The organism is Brachybacterium subflavum, from assembly GCF_009299795.1.
Lineage (GTDB): Bacteria > Actinomycetota > Actinomycetes > Actinomycetales > Dermabacteraceae > Brachybacterium > Brachybacterium subflavum.
The window spans coordinates 156,319-180,528 of record NZ_VIGP01000005.1 but is presented as its reverse complement, the minus strand read 5'-3'; the positions used below and the strand labels follow the sequence as shown (position 1 = coordinate 180,528).

At 71.4% G+C, this 24,210-nt stretch carries 15 protein-coding genes; 7 read left to right on the top strand and 8 right to left on the bottom strand.

Going from position 1 to position 24,210, the window contains the following annotated elements; all coding sequences use genetic code 11:
• The first annotated feature begins 164 nt into the window (after positions 1-164).
• A complete protein-coding gene (locus FHG10_RS13120; protein ID WP_152353789.1) occupies positions 165-1,478 on the top strand; it encodes an MFS transporter in 1,314 nt (437 codons plus the stop codon).
• Positions 1,479-1,743: 265 nt separating this feature from the next.
• Here FHG10_RS13120 and FHG10_RS13115 read toward each other — a convergent pair whose 3' ends face one another.
• Both FHG10_RS13115 and FHG10_RS18275 read right to left on the bottom strand, forming a co-directional pair.
• A complete protein-coding gene (locus tag FHG10_RS13115; protein ID WP_152353788.1) occupies positions 1,744-2,577 on the bottom strand; it encodes an SRPBCC domain-containing protein in 834 nt (277 codons plus the stop codon).
• A gap of 308 nt (positions 2,578-2,885) precedes the next feature.
• Positions 2,886-4,106, bottom strand: coding sequence for an NYN domain-containing protein (locus tag FHG10_RS18275; RefSeq protein WP_227488248.1), 1,221 nt, complete (start codon positions 4,104-4,106; stop codon positions 2,886-2,888).
• 46 nt (positions 4,107-4,152) lie between these two features.
• Here FHG10_RS18275 and FHG10_RS13100 point away from each other — a divergent pair, with 46 nt between their 5' ends.
• Together FHG10_RS13100 and FHG10_RS13095 are read left to right on the top strand one after the other, a co-directional pair.
• The gene (locus FHG10_RS13100; protein WP_152353787.1) at positions 4,153-6,315 is read left to right on the top strand and encodes a dipeptidyl-peptidase 5; all 2,163 of its coding nucleotides are present in this window, start codon (positions 4,153-4,155) and stop codon (positions 6,313-6,315) included.
• A gap of 190 nt (positions 6,316-6,505) precedes the next feature.
• A complete protein-coding gene (locus FHG10_RS13095; RefSeq protein WP_152353786.1) occupies positions 6,506-7,768 on the top strand; it encodes an alpha-hydroxy acid oxidase in 1,263 nt (420 codons plus the stop codon).
• Between the two features lie 156 nt (positions 7,769-7,924).
• On the opposite strand, the gene FHG10_RS13090 is transcribed toward FHG10_RS13095, so the two are convergent.
• Positions 7,925-9,580 carry a cation:proton antiporter gene (locus FHG10_RS13090; RefSeq protein ID WP_152353785.1) on the bottom strand — a complete coding sequence of 552 codons (1,656 nt, stop codon included), beginning with the start codon at positions 9,578-9,580 and terminating at the stop codon, positions 7,925-7,927.
• Between the two features lie 373 nt (positions 9,581-9,953).
• Here FHG10_RS13090 and FHG10_RS13085 point away from each other — a divergent pair, with 373 nt between their 5' ends.
• Entirely contained in the window at positions 9,954-10,997 is a 1,044-nt protein-coding gene (locus tag FHG10_RS13085; protein WP_152353784.1) for a hypothetical protein, read from the top strand.
• A 379-nt stretch (positions 10,998-11,376) separates the two neighbouring features.
• Here FHG10_RS13085 and FHG10_RS13075 read toward each other — a convergent pair whose 3' ends face one another.
• The 5 genes from FHG10_RS13075 to FHG10_RS13055 all read right to left on the bottom strand — a co-directional run bounded on the left by FHG10_RS13075 (position 11,377) and on the right by FHG10_RS13055 (position 18,258).
• On the bottom strand, positions 11,377-11,910 hold the full coding sequence (locus FHG10_RS13075) for a lamin tail domain-containing protein (protein WP_152353782.1): 534 nt from the start codon (positions 11,908-11,910) through the stop codon (positions 11,377-11,379).
• A gap of 342 nt (positions 11,911-12,252) precedes the next feature.
• Positions 12,253-14,061 (bottom strand): ABC transporter ATP-binding protein, encoded by a 1,809-nt coding sequence (locus FHG10_RS13070; protein WP_152353781.1) that lies wholly within the window; start codon positions 14,059-14,061, stop codon positions 12,253-12,255.
• The gene (locus FHG10_RS13065; protein WP_152353780.1) at positions 14,058-15,899 is read right to left on the bottom strand and encodes an ABC transporter ATP-binding protein; all 1,842 of its coding nucleotides are present in this window, start codon (positions 15,897-15,899) and stop codon (positions 14,058-14,060) included. Before FHG10_RS13065 ends, FHG10_RS13070 begins: the two co-directional genes overlap by 4 nt.
• 344 nt (positions 15,900-16,243) lie before the next feature.
• Positions 16,244-16,582 (bottom strand): hypothetical protein, encoded by a 339-nt coding sequence (locus FHG10_RS13060; RefSeq protein WP_152353779.1) that lies wholly within the window; start codon positions 16,580-16,582, stop codon positions 16,244-16,246.
• A gap of 134 nt (positions 16,583-16,716) precedes the next feature.
• Positions 16,717-18,258 carry an alpha-amylase family glycosyl hydrolase gene (locus FHG10_RS13055; RefSeq protein WP_152353778.1) on the bottom strand — a complete coding sequence of 514 codons (1,542 nt, stop codon included), beginning with the start codon at positions 18,256-18,258 and terminating at the stop codon, positions 16,717-16,719.
• Between the two features lie 287 nt (positions 18,259-18,545).
• Here FHG10_RS13055 and betT point away from each other — a divergent pair, with 287 nt between their 5' ends.
• The 3 genes from betT to FHG10_RS13040 all read left to right on the top strand — a co-directional run bounded on the left by betT (position 18,546) and on the right by FHG10_RS13040 (position 24,092).
• On the top strand, positions 18,546-20,813 hold the full coding sequence (gene betT, locus FHG10_RS13050; protein ID WP_193636309.1) for a choline BCCT transporter BetT: 2,268 nt from the start codon (positions 18,546-18,548) through the stop codon (positions 20,811-20,813).
• A 104-nt stretch (positions 20,814-20,917) separates the two neighbouring features.
• Complete coding sequence (locus tag FHG10_RS13045; RefSeq protein ID WP_152353777.1) at positions 20,918-22,393, top strand: aldehyde dehydrogenase family protein; 1,476 nt, start codon at positions 20,918-20,920, stop codon at positions 22,391-22,393.
• A 136-nt stretch (positions 22,394-22,529) separates the two neighbouring features.
• Positions 22,530-24,092, top strand: coding sequence for a GMC family oxidoreductase (locus FHG10_RS13040; protein WP_152353776.1), 1,563 nt, complete (start codon positions 22,530-22,532; stop codon positions 24,090-24,092).
• The last annotated feature ends 118 nt before the right edge of the window (positions 24,093-24,210 follow it).

The following is a 24,210-nucleotide window of genomic DNA, read 5'->3' as shown; positions in this document are numbered from 1 at the left end:
GGGGGCGAGTCCCGTGCGTCATCGTCGATCGGAGCACCGTGAATACGTCATCCGCAGTCCCGTTCAAGCATCCGGACGAGCCTCCTACGACGACGACGGGAGGGACGCCGTTCGCGGATCTCCCGCCTCGCAAGACCATCAGAGAAGCGGTCGCGGCCTCGGCGATGGGCAACGCCACCGAGTGGTACGACTACGGCGTCTACGCCGTCGTCGCCACCTACATCGCCTCGCACTTCTTCCCCGAGGGCTCTGCGGCCCAGTTCTGGACCTACGCGTTCCTCGCGATCTCCTTCATCGCCCGCCCCTTCGGCGGCTTCATCTGGGGACCGCTGGGCGACCGCCTGGGCAGGAAGCACGTCCTCGCCCTCACGATCATCATCATGTCGCTGGCCACGACCCTCATCGGCGTGCTCCCCACGTACGAGCAGGTGGGCATCCTCGCGCCGATCCTCCTCGCCGTGCTGCGCATCGTGCAGGGCTTCTCGACGGGCGGCGAGTACGGCGGCGCGGCCACCTTCATGGCCGAGTACGCGCCGGACAAGCGCCGCGGTCGCTACGGCAGCTTCCTCGAGTTCGGCACGCTCGGCGGGTTCGCGCTCGGCACCGTCGTGGTGCTGATCCTGCAGCTCATCCTCTCCGAGGACGCCATGGCCTCCTGGGGCTGGCGCCTGCCGTTCTTCCTCGCGCTGCCGATGGGCCTGATCGGCCTCTACCTGCGGTCGCGCCTGGACGAGACCCCGGTCTTCCAGGACCTCGAGGGCGAGGGCGAGGCACAGCAGTCCGCCGTCCACGGGCTCGTCAGCCTGATCCGCGACTACTGGAGGCCGATCCTCACGATGGCGGGCCTCGTGATCCCGCTGAACATCGCGAACTACACCCTGCTGACGTACATGCCGGGCTACCTCGAGACCAAGATCAACATGTCGGCGAACCAATCGCTGGCGACCATCCTCATCGGCGAGGTCATCATGATGGCGCTGCTGCCGTTCTGCGGCGGGCTCTCCGACGTCATCGGCCGCAAGAAGATGTGGTGGACCTCGATGATCGGCCTGTTCGTCATGGCCCTTCCGATGTACTACCTGATGGGCCAGGGCTTCGTGTGGGCGATCATCGGCTTCGCGGTGCTGGGCCTGCTGTACATCCCGCAGCTCTCGACGATCTCCGCGACGTTCCCCGCGATGTTCCCGGCGCACGTGCGCTTCGCGGGCTTCGCGGTGACGTACAACTTCTTCACCTCGGTCTTCGGAGGCACGGCCGCGCCGATCAACGAGGCCGTGGTGAGCGCGACCGGGTTCCTCGAGTTCCCGGCCGTGTACGTCATGTTCGGCTGCCTCTTCGGCATCGTCGCCCTGTTCTTCCTCAAGGAGACGGCCGGTGCATCGCTGGTGGGCACCGACGTCCCCGAATCCCAGCGCGAGGACTACGGCGTCGAGGCGATCACCGCCGAGACCCAGGCCCTCGACGACTGCGGGCGCTGACCGCGAGGGGGCCGAGGCGCGGCCGGTCTGACAGGATCGAGCCATGACCTCGCCCTTCGCGCCCTCCAGCGCCCCTGCGGCCGACTCCGCAGCGCCTCTGTTCGCCCCGAGCACCACGACCCCGGACGCGCCGACCATCCGGCGCTTCCGACAGGTCGGCGTGTTCGGGGCGGACGCATGCTCGGGCAACCCCTCGCCGTCGTCGTCGACGCCGACGGGGGAGCGGATCCGCTCTCCGGATCGGTTCTGGTCGGTTCGGGTCGGATCAGCCGATCGACGGCGGGGCCGTGTTGGTGCCCGCGAGCCCGAACGCCTCGCCCTCCTCGACGAACAGCCGCAGCCGTTCGTTGAGGTCCAGCCAGCCGGCGTCGTAGCCGGCGGTGACGCCGTCGGGGATCTCGCCCATCTGCGAGTGGTCGACGGTGATGCGCGTGCCCTCGCCCTCGTCGGCGAAGACGTAGGAGACGGTGCCCCAGCTGGGGCCGCCCATCCCCATGTTCCCCGTCCAGGCGTAGGTGCGCTCGTGGTCGATCTCGGTGAGGATGCCCCAGGCGGCGCGGTGGGATCCGGAGTGCTCGACGATCGGCGCGCCGATCTCGACCGGCATCTCGATCGCCGACCCGGGCTGGTCGAGCAGGGTGTACGGCGCGCCCCACCACTGCGAGGGGTGCTCGCGGAAGGCGCGCCACACGGCTTCCCGGGAGGCCGCGATGACGATGGACTGGGTGACGTGCATGGTCGTGAGTGACACGGTGTTCTCCTCGGCGGTGAGGCGCAGTCGGTGCAGGGAGGTGGCGAGGGAACGGTCGGGCGGTGAGAGCCAGCCGATCGTCGCCTCGTAGAGGGCGGAGCCGTTCAGTGCGTTGATGCGCTCGCGGCCGCTGCGGGTCGCGAGCACGAGATTCGCCTCGCGCATCTGCTGCAGATGGCGCAGGGTCGCGAAGCGGCTGGTGGAGAGCTCCTCGTCCTCGAGGATCTCGTGGATCCGCCCGGTGGGGGCGGGAGCGCCCCGCAGGATCTCGACGATCCGGCGCCGCGCGGGATGGGCGAGAGCGTCCCAGACCGACGTGTGCCCTGCACGGGCGTCAGGATCTGCCATCGGGACCTCCGCCGGGACGTGTGCGGAAAGCCGCACACGTCGAGCATGCGCCGGGCGCGGCCGGGCGTCAAGGGGCCGGAAGGAGTGCGGGCGATCCTCGAGCCGGAACGCGCGAGCGCAGTCCTGGGCCTCGGTCGGGCGAGAGGACGAGCGCAGCCGGGGCCGGTCGACGGGCCCAGCATCGAGAGGTGAGTTGTTGCTCTTATTCGGGCTCCATGAGGACAACAACTCACCTCTCGGCGACCGATCGCGACGGTCGATCGCGACGGTCGATCGCGTCGACCGATCGTGATGGCCGGCGAGTCGTCTCAGCTGGTGCGGCGTCGCCTGCCGGAGCGCTTGGTCGTCTGCTTCACGGGCGGCTCGATCGCGCGCACCAGGCGCTCGTGCCCGGTCTCCTCGAGCTCGGCGATGTCGTCGTTGGCCTTGAGGAAGTCGGAGAATGAGCGGAAGCCCAGCAGCTTCTCGCTGAACGAGGGGTCCATGCGGCGCATGTACGTCTTCACGAGCGAGCTGTGCAGCCACTCGGTGTCGTCCCGCTCGCCCAGCTGCAGGGCGCGGCCCAGCAGCCTGCTCGCCGCCGCCTGCGCCTCCTCGGGGCTGACGTCGTCGGAGTCGTCGATGTCCAGATCCGCATCCAGCGCGTCGAGGTCCGGATCGGAGGCGAGGGCGTCGGCTGCATCGGCCTGGGCCGGCTGGTCTGCCCCGTCGGCCCCGCGCTCGGAGCCCTTGTGCTTGCCGCTCTTCCCGCCGTTCCCGGCGGAGCCCTTGGTGCCCTTCGATCCCCTGGCGGCGGAGTCCGCGCTCTCGGTCGCCTCGGATCCGGTGGACCCGGCGCCGGTGGCGCCCGTGCCGTCGGACCCGCTCGTGCCGTCGGACCCGTTCGCGCCGTCGGGCCCGCCCCGGCCCTTCTTCGCGCCGGAGCCGCCGCGCGAGGAGCGGGACTTCGCGGGCTTCTCGGGCAGCTCGACGCCGGGCAGCGTCTCGTAGGAGTCGAACTGGTCGCAGGCCGCGGCCAGGGACTTCGCGGTCGATCCGGCGACGCCCACCGCGGCGACGTAGGTGCCCAGGCGCTTGCAGCGCTGGGCGAGGGGGACGTAGTCGCTGTCCCCGGCGACGATCACGACATGGGTGAGGTCGGGGATGCGGAAGCAGTCCTCGACGGTGTCGACGGCCAGGCGGATGTCCGCCCCGTTCTTCGCGTACGCGGCGGCGGGGAAGAGCTGGACGAGGTCCACGGCGCGCGCGACGAGCTGCGAGCGGTACTCGGCGTTCACGGGCGCCGACCAGTCGGCGTACGCCCTGGTCAGCATGATGGAGCCGAAGGACGCGGCATGGTCGATGAGCGCGCCCACGTCGACCGTCGCCTCGGCGAGGCGCTCGGAGACCTCGGGGTCGGTGGGATCCGCGGCGATCTTCTGGCGGTCGCGGCTGAAGGAATGCCGCCCGTGGACGCGGTCGTACCAGGACATGACGATGTTGTCGAAGTCCAGGTAGACGGCGACGCGGGGGTCGGTGGAGTCTGCCATGGGCCCAGTCTGCCCTCCGGACAGTTCCCCGGCATACTCTGGCCCCATGACGACGACGCTCCCCTACGGCACCTGGCCCTCGCCCATCACCGCCCAGCAGCTCGCCACCGGGGGAGCGCGGCTGGGCGGCCCGGCGTTCGTCGGCGAGCAGCTGTGGTGGCTCGAGGGCATCGCCGCCGAGGGCGGACGCCAGGCGATCGTGCGCAGCGCCGGTCCCGTCGCCGCCCCCGCCGACGGGACTCCGCTCGCGCCGAGGACCGAGGACGCCGGCACGGTCACCGTGCTGCCCGCGCCCTACAACGCCCGCTCCCGCGTGCACGAGTACGGCGGGGGCTCGTGGGTCGCCGTCCCGGGCGACCTCGCCGAGGGCGGCGATCGCGGCGAGACCGGCGATGCCGTGCGCCGCGACCCCCTCGTGCTGTTCGTGAACTTCGCCGACCAGCGGGTCTACGCGTTCACCGAGGGGCAGGACCCGCGCCCCCTGACGCCCGTCGGCCCTGAGGTCGAGACCGCCCACGGGCCCTCGCTGCGCTGGGCCTGCCCCACCCCGGTGACCCTGGCGGACGGCTCCCGCGAGGTCTGGTGGATCTGCGAGGACCACACGGGCGGCGCCGAGGGACCGCACCCGGATCCGGACGGCGCCCCGCACATCGAGCGCTACGTCGCCGCCGTCCCGCTGGACGGCTCGGCCGCCGAGGACGCGGGCGCGATCCGCCGCGTCACCCCCGCCTCCCGCTTCGTCGCCTACCCGCGGCTCAGCCCCGACGGCACGCGCGTGGCCTGGATCAGCTGGGAGCACCCGCAGATGCCCTGGGACGGCACGCTCCTGCACGTCGCCCCGCTCATCGGCGGCAGCGCCGGGGCCGGCGAGGTCATCGCCGGCGGTCCCGTGGCCGAGGGGGACCCCGAGATCTCCGTCGTCCAGCCCGAGTGGCTGGATTCGGAGCGTCTGCTGTTCGTCTCCGACGAGTCCGGCTGGTGGAACCCGCGCGTGTGGTCCGCGGCAGACGGCAGCCGCGCCGTGCTCCCCGCGGACTCGCCCTTCGCGCAGCAGGAGTTCGCCGGCTCCATGTGGGCACTGGGCACCACCTGGTACGCGGTGCTCGACGACGATCACGCGCTGGTCGCCCATGGGCACGCCGGCGAGACCCTGGGGGTGCTCACGGTCTCCAGCGGCGAGGTAGCCGACCTCGACCTGCCGCTGACCTCCATCGCCGGTATGGACGTGCGCGAGGACGGCGCGCTCGCCCTGCTCGGCGCCTCCCCGGCCCGCTTCTCCGCCATCTGCCTCACCCGCATCGAGGGCGGGTTCGCCGCCCCGCACATGGGCGCCGTCCACCAGGTGCGCTCCTCGCGGGACGACGCCCCCGACCCCGACGTCCTCCCCAGCGCCGAGGAGATCGAGGTGCCGCTGCCGGGCGGCGGCTCCGTCCACGCGATCTGGTTCGCCCCGCGCCAGAGCGGCATCGAGGGCCCGGCCGACGAGCTCCCGCCGGTCATCGCCCGGGTCCACGGCGGCCCGACCTCGGTCGTCCCTCCCGTGCTCAGCCTCCCGGTCGCCTACTACACCTCGCGCGGGATCGGCGTGGTCGAGGTCAACTACGGCGGCTCCATCGGGTACGGCCGCGCCTACCGCGATCGCCTCAAGGGCCGGTGGGGCGTGGTCGACGTCGCCGACACCGTCGCCGTCATGGACCACCTGGTCGACTCGGGCCTGGCCGACGGGCAGCGCCTCGGGATCGAGGGCGGCAGCGCGGGAGGCTGGACCACGCTCGCGTGCCTGACCCGCACCAGCACCTTCTCCGCCGGCGTCTCCAGCTTCGGGGTCGCCGAGCTCGAGAACTTCATCCGCGACACCCATGACTTCGAGTCCCGCTACATCGACGGGCTCGTCGGCCCCTACCCCGAGCGGAAGGACCTGTACGTCGAGCGCGCCCCGCTCAGCCACGTCGACGAGCTCGAGTGCCCCGTGCTGCTCCTGCAGGGCGACGAGGACCGCATCGTCCCGCCCAGCCAGTCCGAGATGTTCCGCGACGCGCTCGCCGCCAAGGGCATCCCGCACGCCTATCTGCTGTTCGCCGGCGAGCAGCACGGCTTCCGCAAGGCGGAGAGCATCATCCGCGCGACCGAGTCCTCGCTGTCCTTCTACGGCCAGGTCTTCGGCTTCACCCCGCCCGGCGTGCCGGTGCTCGAGCTCGTGACACGCTGAGAGGGGCGGCCGACGGCGGCTCGTCCCGTCGGACCGGCCGCGCCGATCCACGGCGCCCGTCCTCATCGGCCCGCCCGGCGACGCCCGCCCGATCGCCCGACCCGAGATACCCGCCCGATCGTCGGCCCCACGCTCCCCGAAAGACCCAGAAGCGATGCGCAGGCACCGCACCCCGCACACAGGAGGTCCCATGGTCACCCGCCAGTTCCCCAAGCCCGCCGAGATCTTCGAGCTGATGAAGTTCCGCAAGCCCTCGCTCGACTTCACGGGCACCCGCCTGGAGAAGGCGCAGTCGATCTACGACCTGCGGGCGATCGCCAAGCGCCGCACCCCGGCCGCGGCCTTCGACTACACCGACGGCGGGGCCGAGCGCGAGATCTCGATGAACCGTGCCCGCAAGGCCTTCGAGGACGTCGAGTTCCACGCCGGCATCCTCACCGACGTCTCCCACGTCGACACCAGCGCGCAGATCCTCGGCGGCTCCTCGGCGCAGCCCTTCGGCATCGCGCCCACGGGCTTCACCCGGCTCATGCAGACCGAGGGCGAGATCGCCGGCTCGGGCGCCGCGGGCGCCGCCGGGATCCCGTTCACGTTGTCCACGCTGGGCACCACCTCGATCGAGGACGTGCACGCCACGAATCCGCACGGGCGCAACTGGTATCAGCTCTACGTCATGAAGGACCGGTCGATCTCCTACGGACTCGTCGAGCGCGCCGCGAAGGCCGGCTTCGACACCCTCTTCTTCACCGTCGACACCCCCATCGCGGGAGCCCGCCTGCGCGACAAGAAGAACGGCTTCTCGATCCCGCCGCAGCTCACCCCGGGCGTGGTCATCAACGCGATCCCGCGACCCTGGTGGTGGATCGACTTCCTGACCACACCGAAGCTCGAGTTCGCCTCGCTCACCTCCACGGGCGGCACCGTCGGCGAGCTGCTGGACTCCGCGATGGACCCGTCGATCGACTACGACGACCTGCGCGAGATCCGGGAGATGTGGCCCGGGAAGATCGCCATCAAGGGCGTGCAGAACGTCGAGGACGCCAAGAAGCTCGCCGACCTCGGCGTCGACGCGATCGTGCTGTCCAACCACGGCGGCCGCCAGCTGGACCGCGCGCCCGTGCCCTTCCACCTGCTGCCCGAGGTCAAGCGCGAGGTCGGCTCGGCCACGGAGATCATCGTGGACACCGGCATCATGCACGGCTCCGACGTGGTCGCCGCGATGGCGCTCGGCGCCGACTTCACGCTCGTGGGCCGCGCCTACCTCTACGGACTCATGGCCGGCGGCCGGCGCGGCGTGGACCGCACCATCGAGATCCTCTCGGAGGAGGTCGCCCGCACCATGCGCCTGCTCCAGGTGCACTCGATCGAGGAGCTCGAGCCGCGCCACGTCACCCAGCTGCGCGACCTCGAGCCGATCCCCCAGCCGGGGGTGCACGAGGGCGCCGGGGCCTGAGGGCCGAGGCGCCTGAGGATCGCCGACCCGGCCAGGCCTGGCCAGGCCTGGTCCGGCCTGGCCTGGCCTGGCCCGACCCGACCCGACCCGGCCTGGCCCGGCCTGGCCCGGCCTGCGCGCGCCGGCCGGCGGCCGCCCGTCCCCGCTGGCTCCGTTTCAGTGCTTGCGGGCGCGCATGCGCGGCGGGGCCGCGAGCATCTGCAGGTCCAGCTGGCGCAGCACCACGTCGGCCGCCTCGGGATCGATCCCGGGCTCCGAGCGTGCCGAGAGCACCTCGGTGCGCGCGGCGTCCAGGCCCACGGTCTGCGCGGCGACCATGAGCTCGCGCCCGCGCTTCATCTTCTTGCGCCGTGCCGCGAGGGCCTTCTGCGCCTCGGGATCCAGCGGGGAGCCGTCCGGATTGATCGCGCTCATCGCCTGCGTCGTGGAGTCCAGCTCCTGACGCAGGCCCTTGAAGCGCTTCTTCACCGCGCGCATCTGCTCCTCGGTGAGTTCGCCGGTCTCCTCGAAGCGCTCGTGGATCGCACCGAGTGCGGCGCGCTGCGCACGATGGGTGAGCTCGGCGATCTCCTGGTCGGCGACCGTGCCGTCGTCCTGGAGCTTGAGCAGGCGCAGCAGCCAGCCCAGCACGAGGCCCGTCGGCACCAGGGTCACCAGCAGCACCGAGCAGGCGACGATCACCATCATGTTGCGGGCGTCGGCCTCCGCCCCGGACACGCCCGAGGTGGGGATCGCCAGGGCCAGGGCCAGGGTCGCCAGGCCGCGCATCCCGCACCAGGTGAGGACCGTGGAGTCCTTGAGCGAGAGGTTCTCGCCGGCGTCGAAGCGGGCGATCGGCTTGATCAGGAGCATGCCCACCAGGCGCACCGCCACCACGATCACGCAGGCCACGCCCGCGACCGGGAGGTAGCGGAGCACGTCCGCGCCCTCGTGGGCGACGATGTCGCGCAGCTGCATCCCCATCAGACCGAAGGCGAGGCCGGTGACCAGAAGATTCGCCACATCCCAGAAGGTCGCGCGCGAGATCCGTGCCTCGGAGTCCTCCGCGCGGGCGCGGCGTCGGGTCTCCAGCGCGGTGACCACCACGGCGATCACCCCGGAGGCGTGCAGCTCCTCGGCGAGCATGTAGGCGGCGAAGGGGACGACGACGCTCATCGCGGTGCGCGCGGCGGTCGTCGTCACGCGGTGCGAGGCGAAGCGGTAGAGGAAGCCGATCACGAGGCCGATCGCGACGGCGATCGCGGCGCCCACGAAGAAGCTCACCACGAGGCCCACCCCCTGGCCCAGCCTCAGGGTGTCCGGACCGGACAGGGCGCTCAGCGCGGAGGTGAACAGCACGATCGCGACGGCGTCGTTGAACAGGCCCTCGGTCTGCAGGATCGACAGCAGGCGACGCGGCATCCGCGCGGGTCCGGCGACGGCCTCGACCGCGACCGGATCGGGAGGGGCGACCATCGCGCCCACCATCAGCGCGAGCGGGAAGGACACGGCCGGCACGAGCACCCACACGGCGCCCGCCACGAGCAGGGCCGTGGTCGCCGTGAGCCCGACGGCGAGGAACAGCAGGGTGCGCCAGCGGAAGCGGAAGACGGACCAGTCGGTCTTCTGCGCGGTCGCGAACAGCAGCGGCGGCAGGAACAGGGGCAGGATCAGGTCCTGGTCGATCTCCAGATGCTGGAGGCCGGGGATGCAGGCGATCGCGGAGCTCGCCAGGAGCATGAGGATCGGATAGGGGAGCCGCAGGCGCTCGCCCAGGGCGACGCAGACGACGGTGACGGCGAGCAGGCCGATGACCAGCGCCAGGTTGATCATGGGCGGCTCCAGGAGGGTCGGCGGCCGGCGCGCAGGGTCGGCGGCGGGCGGGCAGTGGCTTCGGGCGAGAGGACGCACACCGCCGGCGCGGTCCGAGGTCGCGGGAGCCCGCCCAGTCTATCGCGCGGCCTGATCGGCACCTGCTCACCGGCTGGACGCGCAGGTGCCGCCGGTGCCGCTCGGAACCACCGGTGCCGCCGGTGCCGCTCGGAACCGCCACTGGTCAGAGAACGTGCCAGATCGGGCCGTTCTCGGCACGGATCCTGGAAGAACGGGGAGCGAGCGGGTGCCGGAGGGACTCCCGGGTGCATGGGCGGGTGCAGACGCGTGGGGTCTCGCCACGCGTGCCGTGCGGTTCCTCCCCATGCCTCCGGTGTCCACAGGGCTCGAGCTCTCCACGCGCTTCGTCGCGACCGTCGATACGTTCTCGGGCATGCCGACCCCGTTCGATCGATACCGTGGCGCGATCCTGCACCGCACGGCATGGCAGGAGGTCGGCGTCCATCAACGACGACTCGCCTCGTCAGATTTCGTGCGCGTCTTCCCCGGGTACCACGCGCTCGCGTCCCCGCCGCCGCTGCTCACCGCGATGGCCAGCGTGCTGCAGAGACGGATCGTTCCCGGTGCGATCATCAGCCACACGACGGCGGCTCTTCATGGGGGAATGCCTCTTCCCGCTCGGCTGGAGAACGGGGTGGGCCTTCTCGGGAAGGCGGCGGGCTCGGGGCCTGATGGGTCGCTCAGCATCCCCTCGGTTCGTTACGACCCGGGCGCCGATGACATGGCCCGACGTCGACACCCCGCGGGCTCCGATGCCCCCGCCGTCCTGGGTGGGCGTGGCCCACGGGTTCCTGCCGCGCCCCCGCCTTCTCCGCACCCTCCCGGTCCGCGTCTTCCCCTGCTGCACTGCTGGGTCGGGCGCTCCGGTCCGTCCGGTGTGGGAGCGCATGACAACGTCGCAGTTCATCGCTCCGATATCGATGTCCCGATCGCCCGAGCCGGCGCGCTCGTCGTGACATCTCCTCTGCGCACGCTCCTGGATCTCGCGACGATGATGCCGGTCTGGGATGTGGTCGCCGTGATCGATGCCGTCATCGCGGGCGAGACCCTGGTGCGGCGCGTGTCCCTTGGCGATGTCCAGGACTTCGCTGCGCAGATGTCGGGGATGCGCGGCGTTGCCGCGCTTCGTCGGGCGGCGCAGTCGGCGCGCGCCGGGGTGCGTTCTCCGGGCGAGACGCTGACTCGGCTGCTCGTGGTCGAGGCAGGTTTCGGCGAGCCGGTGCCGAACCTGGAGGTCGTCGACCCTCGCACGGGGCATGCACCGTTTCGTCGACAACGGCTGGAGCGGGCTGAGGATCGGGCTCGAGTACGACGGCGACGAGCATCGGACACGGCGCGGGCAGTGGCAGGACGATGAAGCGCGTCGGGATGAGCTCGCCTCCTACGGATGGCACCTCGCGCGCACGACGGCCCGCGACGGGCACCGTCCCTCGCGCTTCCTGCATCGCCTCGCGCGCACGATGCGTGAGCGTGGAGGGCGGGCGCCGTCGGCCGAGCGCATCGATGCCGTGGTGACGCGGCTGCACGAGCGGCGTCCCTCGCTATGGATCGACCGCGTGGGCCATGTGTGAGGGAGGGCGGCCGGGGTGGCTGAGCCCGGTGACGATCGCACTTCGACCGCGTGCTGCGGAAGCACGCGGTCGGAAGAACTCTCGTCCCCGTGGGAAGTGGGAGTCGCCCAGCAGGAGGGGGAGTCGCTCAGAAGGAAGGGGAGCCGCCCAGAAGGAACGGGGGTCTCAGCAGTACGCGGTCGTCGCGGTGGTGCGCACGTACTTCTTCGTCGCCTTCTTGGTGAGCTTCTTGTAGGTGCAGGACTCGAGCTTCTTGCCCTTGGAGTCATAGGTCCGGGCGGTGTCGTGGGTGTTGTTCCAGATGTAGCTCTTCGTGCCCCAGTACAGGGTCGAGGAGGTGCTCCTCCCCGTGCCCGAGCGGATCGTGAGGGTCTTGCCGGGCTTGATCTTCGTGCCCTTGGGGAAGCGGAAGCGCTGCGGGCCGTTGTCGCGCAGCGTGTACCCGGTGAGCGAGAGGGTCTTCTTCCCCGTGTTCTTCAGGACGATGTACTCCTTGTTCAGGTGGCCGTTCTTCCAGGTGTCGCGGCCCGAGGGGTCGTAGACGATCTTCACGATGTCCAGCGGCTTCTTCGTCGCCGCATCGGCCGACGGGGCGACCGCGAGCGGGCCCGCGACGAGCGCGAGCAGAAGCAGGAGGGCGAACAGGGGGCGGAGGCGGACGTCCTGGAATCGGGCGCGCTGGAGGAGGGGCGGATGCATGGCGACCTCTGGAGGATCTGAGGGGCCGCGGGGCGTCATCGTCCTGCGGGAACCCGGTCCGACGGGGATATGTCGGAAGATAGCACCCGGAGCGGACGACCACACCCCTGGAACATGTCATCTGCGCGACACGGCCCGCGCCGGGTCATGGGGCGCCGGGCCAGGGTGCGTCGGGTCAGGGTGCGTCGGGTCAGGGGGCGCCGGGTCAGGATCTGTGCCGAATCCGGCGTTCGATGGCACAGATCCTGACCGTACGCGTCCTGCCCGTGCGTGGCGATGGGGAGGTCAGCGCCAGGGACGACGGGTCGAGGGCGGGCCCCGAGACCGGCCTCGGGGCGCGCCTCAGAGGGACTCCTGCCAGGCCTGGTAGAGGGCGGCGAAGCGGCCGCCGACGGCGACGAGCTCGGCGGGGGAGCCGTCCTCGACGACCTCGCCGCCGTGGACCACGAGCACGCGGTCGGCGATCATCACCGTGGAGAGGCGGTGGGCGATGATCAGCGCCGTGCGCTCGCCCAGCAGCTTCGTCAGCCCCTCCTGGACCATGCGCTCGCTGGGGATGTCCAGCGAGCTCGTGGCCTCGTCGAGGATCAGCACGCGCGGATCGGCGAGGAAGGCGCGCGCGAAGGAGATCAGCTGCCTCTGACCGGCGGAGACGCGGCCGCCGCGCTTGTTCACGTCGGTGTCGTAGCCGTCGGGCAGGTTCTCGATGAAGTCGTCCGCGCCGATCGCCTCGGCCGCCCGCTCGATCTCCTCGCGCGGGGCGCCGGGGCGACCCAGCTCGATGTTGTCGGCGACGGTCCCGGAGAACAGGTACGCCTCCTGGGTGACCATGACGATGTTGCGCGTGAGGTCCTGCATGGAGATGTCCCGCAGGTCCACGCCGTCGAGCGTCACCTCGCCCTCCGTCGCATCGTAGAAGCGGCTGATGAGCTTCGCGATCGTCGACTTGCCCGCGCCCGTCTGGCCCACCAGGGCGATGGTCTGCCCGGGTGGGATGTGCAGGTCCAGGGGCTTCAGCACGAGGGGACCGTCGGCCGTGTAGCGGAAGGAGACGTCCTCGAAGTCGACGCGGCCGGTGGAGGCCGGCAGCGGCGTGGGGTGCTCGGACTCCTTGACGCTCGGCGACTCGGCGAGCAGCGTGGCGATCTTCTCGAGGGCCGACAGTCCGCTCTGCAGCGTGTTGTAGAAGCTCGCGAGCTGGTCGATCGGCTGGAAGAAGCGCCGCGAGTACAGGGCGAGCGCGACCAGCGAGCCGACCTCGAGGTGTCCGCCGAGCACGCGGAAGCCGCCCACGAGCAGCACCACGGCGATCGTCGCGTTGGCGAGGATGCGCAGGGCCGGCTGGTAGATGCCGAAGGTCATCGTGGAGGCCAGCGAGGCGTCGCGGTAGTCCTGGGCGAGGTCGTCGAAGCGCTGCTCGTCGGCCGGCTCCTTGCGGAAGGCCTGGACGGCGCGGATGCCGCCCATGGTCTCCACGAAGTGGACGATGAGCCGCGCCGAATGGGTGCGGATCTGCCGGTACTGCTCGCGCGAGCGCTTCTGGAACCAGCTGGTGAGCATGACGCCGGGGACCAGCATCAGCAGCATGACCACGCCGGTCACCCAGTCCATGGTGACGATGAGGACCACCGTGAACACCATCGAGAGGGTCGAGCCGACGAGGATGTCCACGCCCGAGTCGACGAGCTCGCGCAGGGCCTCCATGTCGGAGGTCTGGCGGGAGACCATGCGGCCGGAGGTGTAGCGCTCGTGGAACTCGAGGTCCTGCTTCTGGGTGAAGCGGAAGACCTTCCGGCGCAGGCTCAGCAGCATCCGCTCGCCGACCACGGTGCCCTGGCGGACGTACCCGAAGGTCAGCACGCCGCCGACGATCGCGCAGCTCAGGTGCAGGGCGGCGGCGCCGAGTGCGGGCGCGGGGTTGCCCTCGACCATCGGCGTGAGGGCGTTGTCGATGCCCCAGGCGATGATCGCGGGGCCCGCGACGACCGCGAGCTGAGCGATCACGACCATCACGCTCATGGCGGCGAACTGGCCGCGCACGGGGTGCAGCAGCTCGCGCAGCAGGCTCAGCGAGCGGGACCTGGCCCGCTTGTTCTCCTCGGGGGAGAGGACGCGCTGCTCCTCGTCCTCCTCGCGTGCGGGGGCGCTCATCGCTCTCCCTCCTTCCCTGCGGTCTCCTGGACCTCCCGCAGATCGAGCTCCCCGGTGAGGGTCTCGATGTCCTGGTTGCTGCGGGCCTCCTCCTCCTGGTTCGCGATCACGTACCGGTAGCGGGCGGAGCTGCGCATGAGGTCGGTGTGGGTGCCCACCGCGACGATCTCCCCGTGATCGATGAGGGCGACGCGGTCGGCGAGGGCGACCGTGGAGGTGCGGTGGGCGACGATCAGCGTGGTCGTCCCCTCGAGGACCTCGCGCAGGCGATCGGTCACGCGCTCCTCGGTCTTGGTGTCCAGGGCCGACAGCGGGTCGTCCAGCAGCAGCACGGCGGGCCGCGCCGCGATCGCGCGGGCGAGCGCCAGGCGCTGGCGCTGGCCGCCGGAGAGGCTCATGCCCTCCTCGCCGATGCGGGTGTCCAGGCCGTCGGGCAGATCGAGGGCGAAGCCCGCGTCGGCCGTGCGCAGCGCCAGGTGCAGCAGCTCCTCGGACTGCTCGGGGGTGAGGGCCTCGTCGGCCCCGAGCATGACGTTGCCGCGCACGGTGTCGGAGAACAGCGTCGCGTCCTCGAAGGCGACGGCCGTCAGCGAGCGCAGGTCCACGAGGTCCATGTCGCGCACGTCGACGCCGTCGATCGTGATGCGGCCCCCGGTGACGTCGTAGAGGCGCGGGATCAGCTGCAGCAGCGTGGACTTGCCGCTGCCGGTGACGCCCACCAGCGCCATCGTCTCGCCGGGGCGGATGTGCAGGTCGGCGCCGTCGATGACGTCGGAGATGCGCGAGGGGGCGTCGGCGTAGCGGAAGTGGACGCCGGTCAGGCGCACGTCGCCGCGCGATCCGGCGGATGCGGGCCCGTCCGCGCTCTCGGGCGAGGTGATGTCGTTGGACAGGTCCATGACCTCGAAGTGGCGGTCGAGCGCCGTGTTCGTGTTGATCGCCTGCCCCAGGTGGTTGCCGAGCATCCGCACGGGGCCGATCACCATCGTCGCGGTCGCGAAGTAGGAGGCCATCTGACCGGTGTTCATGTGGTTCTGAGAGGTCTCGTACAGCCCCAGCAGCAGGGCGATGCCCAGGGCGATCTCGGGGAGCATGAACATGAACATGTTGAAGGTGGCCATGGCCGTCGCCATCTTCACCTCGGTGCGGCGCAGCTCATCGGCCTGCTCGGTGAAGCCCTCGAGGGCCGTCGGCCCCCGGCCGAAGGCCTTGAGCACGCGGATGCCCTGCACGGACTGCTCGATGGTGGTGGCGAGGTCGCCGTTCTGGTCCTGCGAGAGGCGCGAGAGGTAGGCGAAGCGCTGGTTGAAGCGGAAGGCGAGGATGCACACCGGCACCGCCGCGCACACGAAGATCAGCGCGAGCAGCGAGCTCGAGCGGAACAGCAGGATCATGCCGACGATGATCGTGACCACGTCGGTGACGATCATGATCATGCCGAAGGCGACCCAGCGGCGGATCAGGCTGATGTCGCTCATCATGCGCGAGAGCAGCTGGCCGGAGCCCCAGGCGTCGTGGAAGGCGACGGGCAGGTGGATGACCTTGCGGTAGAAGCTGACGCGCATCTCCTTCTCGACCGTGGTCGAGGGCGAGACGGCGAACATCCGTCGCAGCCAGATGAGGGAGGCCTCGAGGAGCCCGATGCCCATGACGACCGCCCCGCCGGTCCACACCGCGGCGGCGGTCGGGTCGGCGTCCAGACGGTTGATGATCCATTCGAGGGCCTGCGGGATGAGCAGGGCGCTCGTGGAGGCGACGAGCGCGCTGAGGAGTCCGAGGAAGAGACGGAAGCGGATGGGGCGGACCGTCTGCCAGAGACGGCCCATGGACGCGATCATGAAGAGGCGGCACCTCGCTGTGCGGTGATGGGCGGGGGAGAGCGGCGCGGGCTGAGGAGGCGGAGCGGGCGGGGAGGACGGTCCAGCCCGGATGCTCCGACGGGTCGGGGCACCGGGCTGAGAAGGGGCGGGATGCGGGGCGGGCCGGCCCGGCGGGCTCCGTGAGCCTCGTGCGGACCGGCCCTTTAGCCTAGTCAACGATCACGTGGGAAACCAGAGGATTCCGGGGTGTGATCGCCGTGGGGCGCCGAGTCGGGTCGGCCGACGGTCCGGCGCCGCGGAAGGATCCTCGGGTCCGTGCGGCCGCTGCGACGTCTGCTGGGGCGGCTGCTGCTCGGCGCGGGTCAGTCCTGCGCGGGCTTCGCGTCCGAGAGCAGTGCGGCGGCGCCCGCGCTCGCGCCGGCGACGGCCAGCACGGACGGCCAGGGGCCGATCTTCTTCGCGAGCGGGTGGGAGAGCCCGAAGCCCAGCACGTACAGCGCGCTCAGCGCCGCGGTGGTGCCGGCGCCGCGCCTGGCGAGCCAGGTGCGGCCCGCGTAGACGCCCGCGGCGGCGAGGACGACGCCGCCGAGCGGGCGGATGCCCGTCTCCCGCGCGGTGATCCAGCCGCCCAGCAGGCCTGTGGCGACGACGGGGGCGGTGCGGACGGACTCGGCGGGCTTCAGCGCGGTGGAGGTGCTCATGGGGCCGAGCCTATGACGCGACGCTGGGTGGGCACAGAGGGTGCGTGGAGGGGATGACCGGCGGCTCGTGATCGGCCGAGAGGCGCCGGGCGTCGGGCGGCGACCCGTCGCCCCCCGGTCGGTCGACGCACCGCTCAACGCACGACGGCGGCACCGTGCGGAGGGACGATGCCGGGTGCGGCGGGGCCTACGGCATCGAGCATGTCGGCGCCGGAGACCTGCGTGAGGACCTCCGCGTCGGTCGGCAGGTCGAGGGGGTCATCGCCGAGGTTGAGCCAGAGGGCGAGGCCGCGCGGGGCGGCGGATCCGTCGGAGGGCGCGGGTCCGTCGGGCTCGAGCACGATGCGCACGGACGAGTTGGTCAGCGAGTCCTCGTCCACGCGGATCCTCGCGCTCGCCAGCCATCCCTCGCGGCGGCGCAGACCGAGCAGGCGCTGATGCACCTCGATCAGGCGCGGCGCGGCGGGCCGGGAGAGCAGCGCGAGCGACGGGTACACGCCCGCGGGGGCCTCCCCGTGCCAGGTGCCGTCGGGTCCGATGCCGGAGCGGAGGGAGTCGGGCGAGGCGGGGAACAGCGGGCGCACGGCGTCGTCCCCGCCCGCGCGGTCCTCCTTGGTGCCGACGGCTCCCAGCTCGTCGCCCGCATAGATCGCGGGGATGCCCGGCAGCAGCGCGAGCAGCGAGAACGCGACGGCGAGGTCGCGGCCGTCGGGCAGCTGGGAGGCGATGCGCGTGGTGTCGTGGTTGCCCAGGAAGGTCAGCGGCAGGAACGGGGCGCCCCCGCCGTCGCCTTCTTCGCCGTGCACGAAGGCGTCGTGCCGGCCGAGCGCGTGGGCGAGCTCGAAGAGGTTCGTCTCGCGGATCGAGGACCAGATCGCCTTCCACAGCTCGTACTGGGTGATGGAGTCGGCCCCGGATGCCTCGGCGAAGGTCCGGTAGTCGCCGTGGATGACCTCGCCGAGGATCCACGCCTCCGGGTGCTCGGCCCGCACCATGTCCAGGATCGGCGCCCAGGCCTCGGGACCCGCCGCATACATGGCGTCCAGTCGCCAGCCGCTGATCCCGCGGTCGAGCCACAGGTTCATCACCTGGGCGATCCGCTCCTGGACCGCGGGCTCGGCGAGGTTCAGCTCGACGAGGTCCTCGTTGCCCTCGAAGCCGTACGGGTGCGCACCGGACCAGCGGATGCATGCGCCGGCGGGGGAGTCGGGGCCGTCGGCCAGCGCCCGCCGCACCAGCGGGTGCAGGTGCGAGACGTGGTTGAAGACGCCGTCGAGCACAGGGGAGATGCCGCGCTCGCGGCATGCCGCGATCAGCGCATCGAGGTCCGATTCGTCGCCCAGCCGGGGGTCCACGCGCAGATGGTCGAGGGTGTCGTAGCCGTGGGAGGCGGAGTCGAAGATCGGGTTCAGGATCAGCACGTCCGCGCCGAGCGCGAGCAGGTGGTCGAGCCAGCCGACGATGCGGTCCAGACGATGGACGACGTTATCGCCCTGGCGCTCGCCGTAGGTCTCGGCCCCCAGGTCCTCGCGGTGCAGCGGGGCGCCGCAGAACCCCAGCGGATAGACCTGCCAGCAGATCGCGTGCCGCCAGCGCGGCGCGTCGCCGGCGGCATCGGCGGCGGGAGCTTCGACGGGGGGAGCCGGTCTGGCCTCAGGGGCGGATGAGGTCTCCATCGGTCCATCGTACGTACGCGCGCTGTGACGTGCCTCCCGATCGGCGGGGTCGCTCCCGGGCTCTCCGGGTGCCCTGCGTGGCACACGGACCGCCCTGGGAACAGGGGGGTCTGCGCTGGTGACGGCTGGTCTGTCCCGAGGGATGCCGCAACCGGTCAGCAGGCTGCGGGGGACCGCTGTTGCCGCCGGATGCCTCGTCTAGGGTGCTGGAGGATCGACGGCGTGCCCTGGACGTACGGCGTCCGGGTGCCGGGATCCGCGACCGCCCGCAGCAGGACGAGGAGCAGATGACAGCAGGCACCGACCGCACCCCGACCACCACGGCCCCGCCGTCGCCAGACCCGTCGGCCCCGGCTCCCAGCGCCCCGGTACCAGCTGCCCCGCGCGGACCCCGCGCGAACCCTCCCGTGCTCATCGGATCCGCCGCCCTGATCGGCGCGGTCGCGCTCTGGGCGATCCTGGCGCCCGCGCAGGCGGGGGTGGTGATCGGAGCGATCGTCACCTGGACGTCGCAGAACCTGGGCTGGTACTACATCGTCACCGCGGGCGTCGTGGTCGCCTTCGTGCTCTTCCTGGCCCTCGGCCGCACGGGTGCCATCAAGCTCGGCCCTGACCACGCCCGGCCCCAGTTCAACCTGTTCACCTGGACGGCGATGCTGTTCGCCGCGGGCATCGGCATCGACCTCATGTTCTTCTCGGTCTCCGAGCCGATCTCCCAGTACTACGAGCCGCCCACGGGCGGCGGGCAGAACATCGAGGCCGCCCGGCAGGCGATCGTCTGGACCCTCTTCCACTACGGACCCGTGGGCTGGGCGATGTACGCGCTGATGGGCGCGGCCTTCGCCTACTTCGCCTACCGGCGCAACATGCCGCTGAGCATCCGCACCCTGCTCTCGCCCCTGTTCGGACGGCGCATGGACGGCTGGGCCGGGCACACGGTCGACATCGCCGCCGTGCTGGGCACCGTCTTCGGGATCGCGACCTCGCTGGGCATCGGCGTGGTGCAGCTGAACTACGGCCTCCACCAGCTCTTCGGTCTCCCCGAGGGCGTCGGCGCGCAGATCGGCCTCATCGTCCTCTCCGTGCTGATGGCGACCGTGTCCACCGTGAGCGGCGTCGAGAAGGGCATCCGCCGGCTCTCCGAGCTCAACGTGATCCTGGCGATCGTCCTGCTCGTCTACATCGCCGTCACCGGGAACACGCGCCGCATCCTCGAGGGCCTCGTGATGAACGTCGGCGACTTCCTCTCGCGCTTCCCGGGCATGCTCCTGAACACCTTCGCGTGGGAGCAGCCGGACACCTGGTCGAGCACCTGGACCCTGTTCTTCTGGGCCTGGTGGATCGCCTGGGCGCCGTTCGTGGGCCTGTTCCTCGCGCGCATCTCCCGCGGCCGCTCGCTGCGCCAGTTCGTCCTCGGCGTGCTGGTGGTGCCGTTCCTGTTCATCGCCCTGTTCATCTCGGTGTTCGGCAACAGCGCCCTCGAGCTCGTGATCGGCGGGGACGACGCCTTCGGGCAGGTCGCGATGGCCACCCCGGAGCGCGCCTTCTACGACCTGCTCGCCCAGTACCCGGGCGCGACCCTGCTCATCGGCCTCGCGACCCTCACCGGTCTGCTGTTCTACGTGACCTCGGCCGACTCCGGCGCTCTCGTGCTCGCGAACTTCACCTCCGTGATCGAGGACCCCAAGCAGGACGGCGCCACCTGGCTGCGCGTGTTCTGGGCGGTCCTCACCGGCGTGCTCACCCTCGCGATGCTGCTGGTCGGCGGGATCACCACCCTGCAGGGCGCGACTCTCGTGATCGGCGTGCCCTTCTCGATCGTCCTGTACCTGGTGATGATCTCCCTGTACCGCGCGCTGCGCAGCGAGACCCAGCAGGTCGACAGCTTCCGGGCGACCCTCGTCGCCCGCTCCGGCGCCTCCGAGCGCTCCTGGCGCTCCCGCCTGCGCCGCTCCATGTCCTACCCGCAGCGCGGCGCGACCCTGCGCTACCTCGAGCGCACCGTCGACCCGGCCCTGCAGGAGGTCGCCTCCGAGATGCGCGAGGGCGGCGCCGAGGTCGACGTCGAGCGGCAGGACGTCGAGGGCCATCCCGTGCCCAGCCTCGTGCTGCGCGTGGGCCTCCCCGGATGCGACGACTTCGTCTACCAGGTGCATCCCGTCGCCCAGCCGATGCCGTCCTTCGCCGTGCGCGTCGCCCCGGAGGACGACGACTACTACCGGCTCGAGGTCTTCACCGCGACCGGCTCGCGCGGCTACGACGTGTACGGCTACTCCTCGGAGCACCTGATCACCGACGTCCTGGACCTCTACGAGTCCCACCTCGAGTACCTGCGCATCTCGCAGGGAGGGACCGACGGCGCCCTCGCCTCGGCCGTCACCACCGACTGGCACGAGGACTTCCCGGCGCTCGAGGAGGATCCTGAGGGCCCGTCGGCCGGCGAGGGCCCGGCCGGCGAGGGCCCGGCCGGCGAGGGCCCGGCCGACGGGGATCCGGCCGACGGGGCGGGGTCCGACGAGGATCATGCTGACGAGGAGCCGGCGCCCTCGCGCTGATCCTCATCGGCCCGAGCCCACCGGCCGTCGCTGCAGTCCCGGCCGCAGCAGACATCACCGACCATCCATCCCGGGGCCCGCGCCCCACCACGAAGGGAGAGACCATGCCCAGCACCCTGTTCATCGACGGGACCTGGCGCGCCGCCGCCGAGGGCGGCACGCGCGAGATCCGCTGCCCCGCGGACGGCGAGCTCGTCGCCGTCGTCGACGAGGGCACCGAGACGGACACGATCGCCGCGATCGAGGCCGCCCGCCGCTCCTTCGACTCCGGCGTGTGGACCTCCGTCCCGGCCGCCGACCGCGGCGCCCTGCTGCTGCGCGCCGCCGAGCAGCTGCGCGAGCGCAAGGAGGAGTTCTCCCGCGCCGAGTCCCTGGACACCGGCAAGCGCCTGGTCGAGTCGCGCCTGGACATGGACGACATCGCCGCCTGTTTCGACTACTTCGGGCGGATCGCCGCCCAGGACGCCGGCCGCGTGGTCGACGCCGGCGACCCGGACGTCGCCAGCCGCATCGAGCACGAGCCCGTGGGCGTGTGCACGCTGATCACCCCGTGGAACTACCCGCTGCTGCAGGCCGCCTGGAAGATCGCGCCCGCGCTCGCCGCCGGGAACTCCTTCGTGCTCAAGCCCGCCGAGCTCACCCCGCACACCGCAATCCTCATGCTGCAGGTGCTCGAGGACCTGGGCCTCCCGAAGGGCGTCGGCAACCTCGTTCTCGGGGCCGGCGCGAGCGTCGGCGGCCCGCTGTCCACCCACCCCGACGTCGACATGGTGTCCTTCACCGGCGGCCTCGTCACCGGCCGCCTGATCGCCGAGAACGCCGCGCGCACCGTCAAGAAGGTCGCCCTCGAGCTGGGCGGCAAGAACCCCAACGTCGTCTTCGCCGACGCCGACTTCGACGCGGCCCTGGACAACGCCATGAACGGCGCCTTCGTCCACTCCGGGCAGGTGTGCTCCGCGGGCGCCCGGCTGATCGTCGAGGAGTCCATCGCCGAGAGGTTCGTCGACGAGCTGGTGCGCCGCGCCGAGCAGATCCGCCTGGGCGACCCCTTCGACGAGCAGGCCGAGTCCGGCCCGCTGATCTCCAAGGCCCACCGCGAGAAGGTCGACGCCTACGTGCGAGCCGGCGAGGCCGAGGGCGCGCGCGTGCGCACCGGCGGCGCCTTCGCCACCGGCGAGGGCCTGGACGACGGCTACTACTACCAGCCCACCGTGATCGACCAGGTGCGCCGCGGCATGTCCGTCGTGCGCGACGAGGCCTTCGGGCCCACGGTCACCGTCGAGACCTTCACCAGCGAGGACGAGGCGATCGCCATCGCCAACGACACCTTCTACGGCCTCGCCGGCGCCGTCTGGACCCAGGACGCCGGCCGCGCCCAGCGCGTCGCCCGCGCCCTGCGCCACGGCACCATCTGGATCAACGACTTCCACCCCTACCTGCCGCAGGCCGAGTGGGGCGGGTACAAGCAGTCCGGCTCCGGCCGCGAGCTCGGGCCGACGGGCCTCGCGGAGTACCAGGAGGCCAAGCACATCTACCAGAACCTGCGCCCCGCGGTCACCGGCTGGTTCCCCCAGCACTGAGCGTGCGGGGCCGACGGGCCGGGCCGGCTCGCCCGGGCCCGTCCGTCGGCCCCGCCGACCGAGCCGGTCCACAGGACTCCCCCGTCTGCCCCACGGCTCCCGCACCCCTGACACCGAACGAAGGAGAACCCCACACATGCAGACCACCCGCACCTTCGACTTCGTGGTGGTGGGCGGCGGCTCCGCCGGCGCCGCCGTCGCCGCCCGCCTGAGCGAGGACCCCGAGGTGAGCGTCGGCCTCCTCGAGGCAGGCCCCTCCGACGAGGACCAGGACGTCGTCCTGCAGCTGGACCGCTGGATGGAGCTGCTCGAGTCCGGCTTCGACTGGGACTACCCGATCGAACCGCAGGAGAACGGCAACTCCTTCATGCGCCACGCCCGCGCGAAGGTCCTGGGCGGCTGCTCCTCCCACAACTCCTGCATCGCCTTCTGGGCGCCGCGCGAGGACCTCGACGAGTGGGCCGACGTCCACGGCGCCAAGGGCTGGGAGTCCGACCGCACCTACCCGCTGTACACGAAGCTCGAGACCAACGAGGACGACGACGCCCACCACGGGCACGACGGCCCCGTGCACCTCATGAACGTGCCGCCGAAGGATCCCTCCGGCGTCGCCCTCCTCGAGGCCTGCGAGCAGGCGGGCATCCCGCGCACGCGCTTCAACGCCGGGCAGACCGTCGTCAACGGCGCGAACTTCTTCCAGGTCAACCGCCGGGCCGACGGCACGCGCTCGTCCTCCTCGGTCTCCTACCTGCACCCGATCCTCGAGCGCGAGAACCTCACGATCCTCACCGGCTCCTGGGTGCGCGAGCTCGAGTTCGACGACGACCAGCGCTGCACCGGCGTGCAGGTCGTCGACAACGCCTTCGGGCGGGCCTCGCTCATCGAGGCGCGGCGCGAGGTGATCGTCTCCGCCGGGGCGATCAACACCCCGCAGCTGCTCATGCTCTCGGGCATCGGTCCGCGCGAGCACCTCGAGGAGCACGGTATCGACGTGCGCGTCGACTCCCCGGGAGTGGGCTCCCACCTGCAGGACCACCCCGAGGGCCTGGTCCAGTGGGAGGCGAAGCAGCCGATGGTGCGCGAGTCCACCCAGTGGTGGGAGATCGGCGTGTTCACCCCCACCGAGGACGGCCTGGACCGTCCCGACCTGATGATGCACTTCGGGTCGGTGCCCTTCGACATGCACACCTACCGCGCCGGCTACCCGACCGCGGACGAGGTCTTCTGCCTCACCCCGAACGTCACCCACGCCCGCTCCCGCGGCACCGTGCGTCTGCGCTCGAGGGACTTCCGCGACAAGCCCAAGGTGGATCCGCGCTACTTCACCGACCCCGAGGGTCACGACATGCGCGTGATGATCGCCGGGATCCGCAAGGCCCGCGAGATCGTCTCCCAGCCGGCCATGGCCGAGTGGGCCGGTCGCGAGCTCTCCCCGGGCGTCGAGGCGCAGACCGACGAGGAGCTCGCCGCGTACATCAGCGCCACCCACAACACCGTCTACCACCCGGTGGGCACGTGCCGGATGGGGCCGCTCGACGACGCCGACTCGCCGCTGGACCCGCAGCTGCGCGTCAAGGGCGTCATCGGCCTGCGCGTCGTCGACGCCTCGGCCATGCCCGAGATCGTCACCGTCAACCCCAACATCACCGTGATGATGATGGGCGAGAAGTGCGCGGAGATGATCACCGCGGGGGAGTGACGCTCCGGCGGGGCCCCGCTGAGCCGTGGCGTCCCGTCGAGTGGTGCGAAACGACCGCCAAGATCGATCTTGGCGGTCGTTTCGCACCACTCGAGCGGGCGGGCCGGTGTCGCGCGAT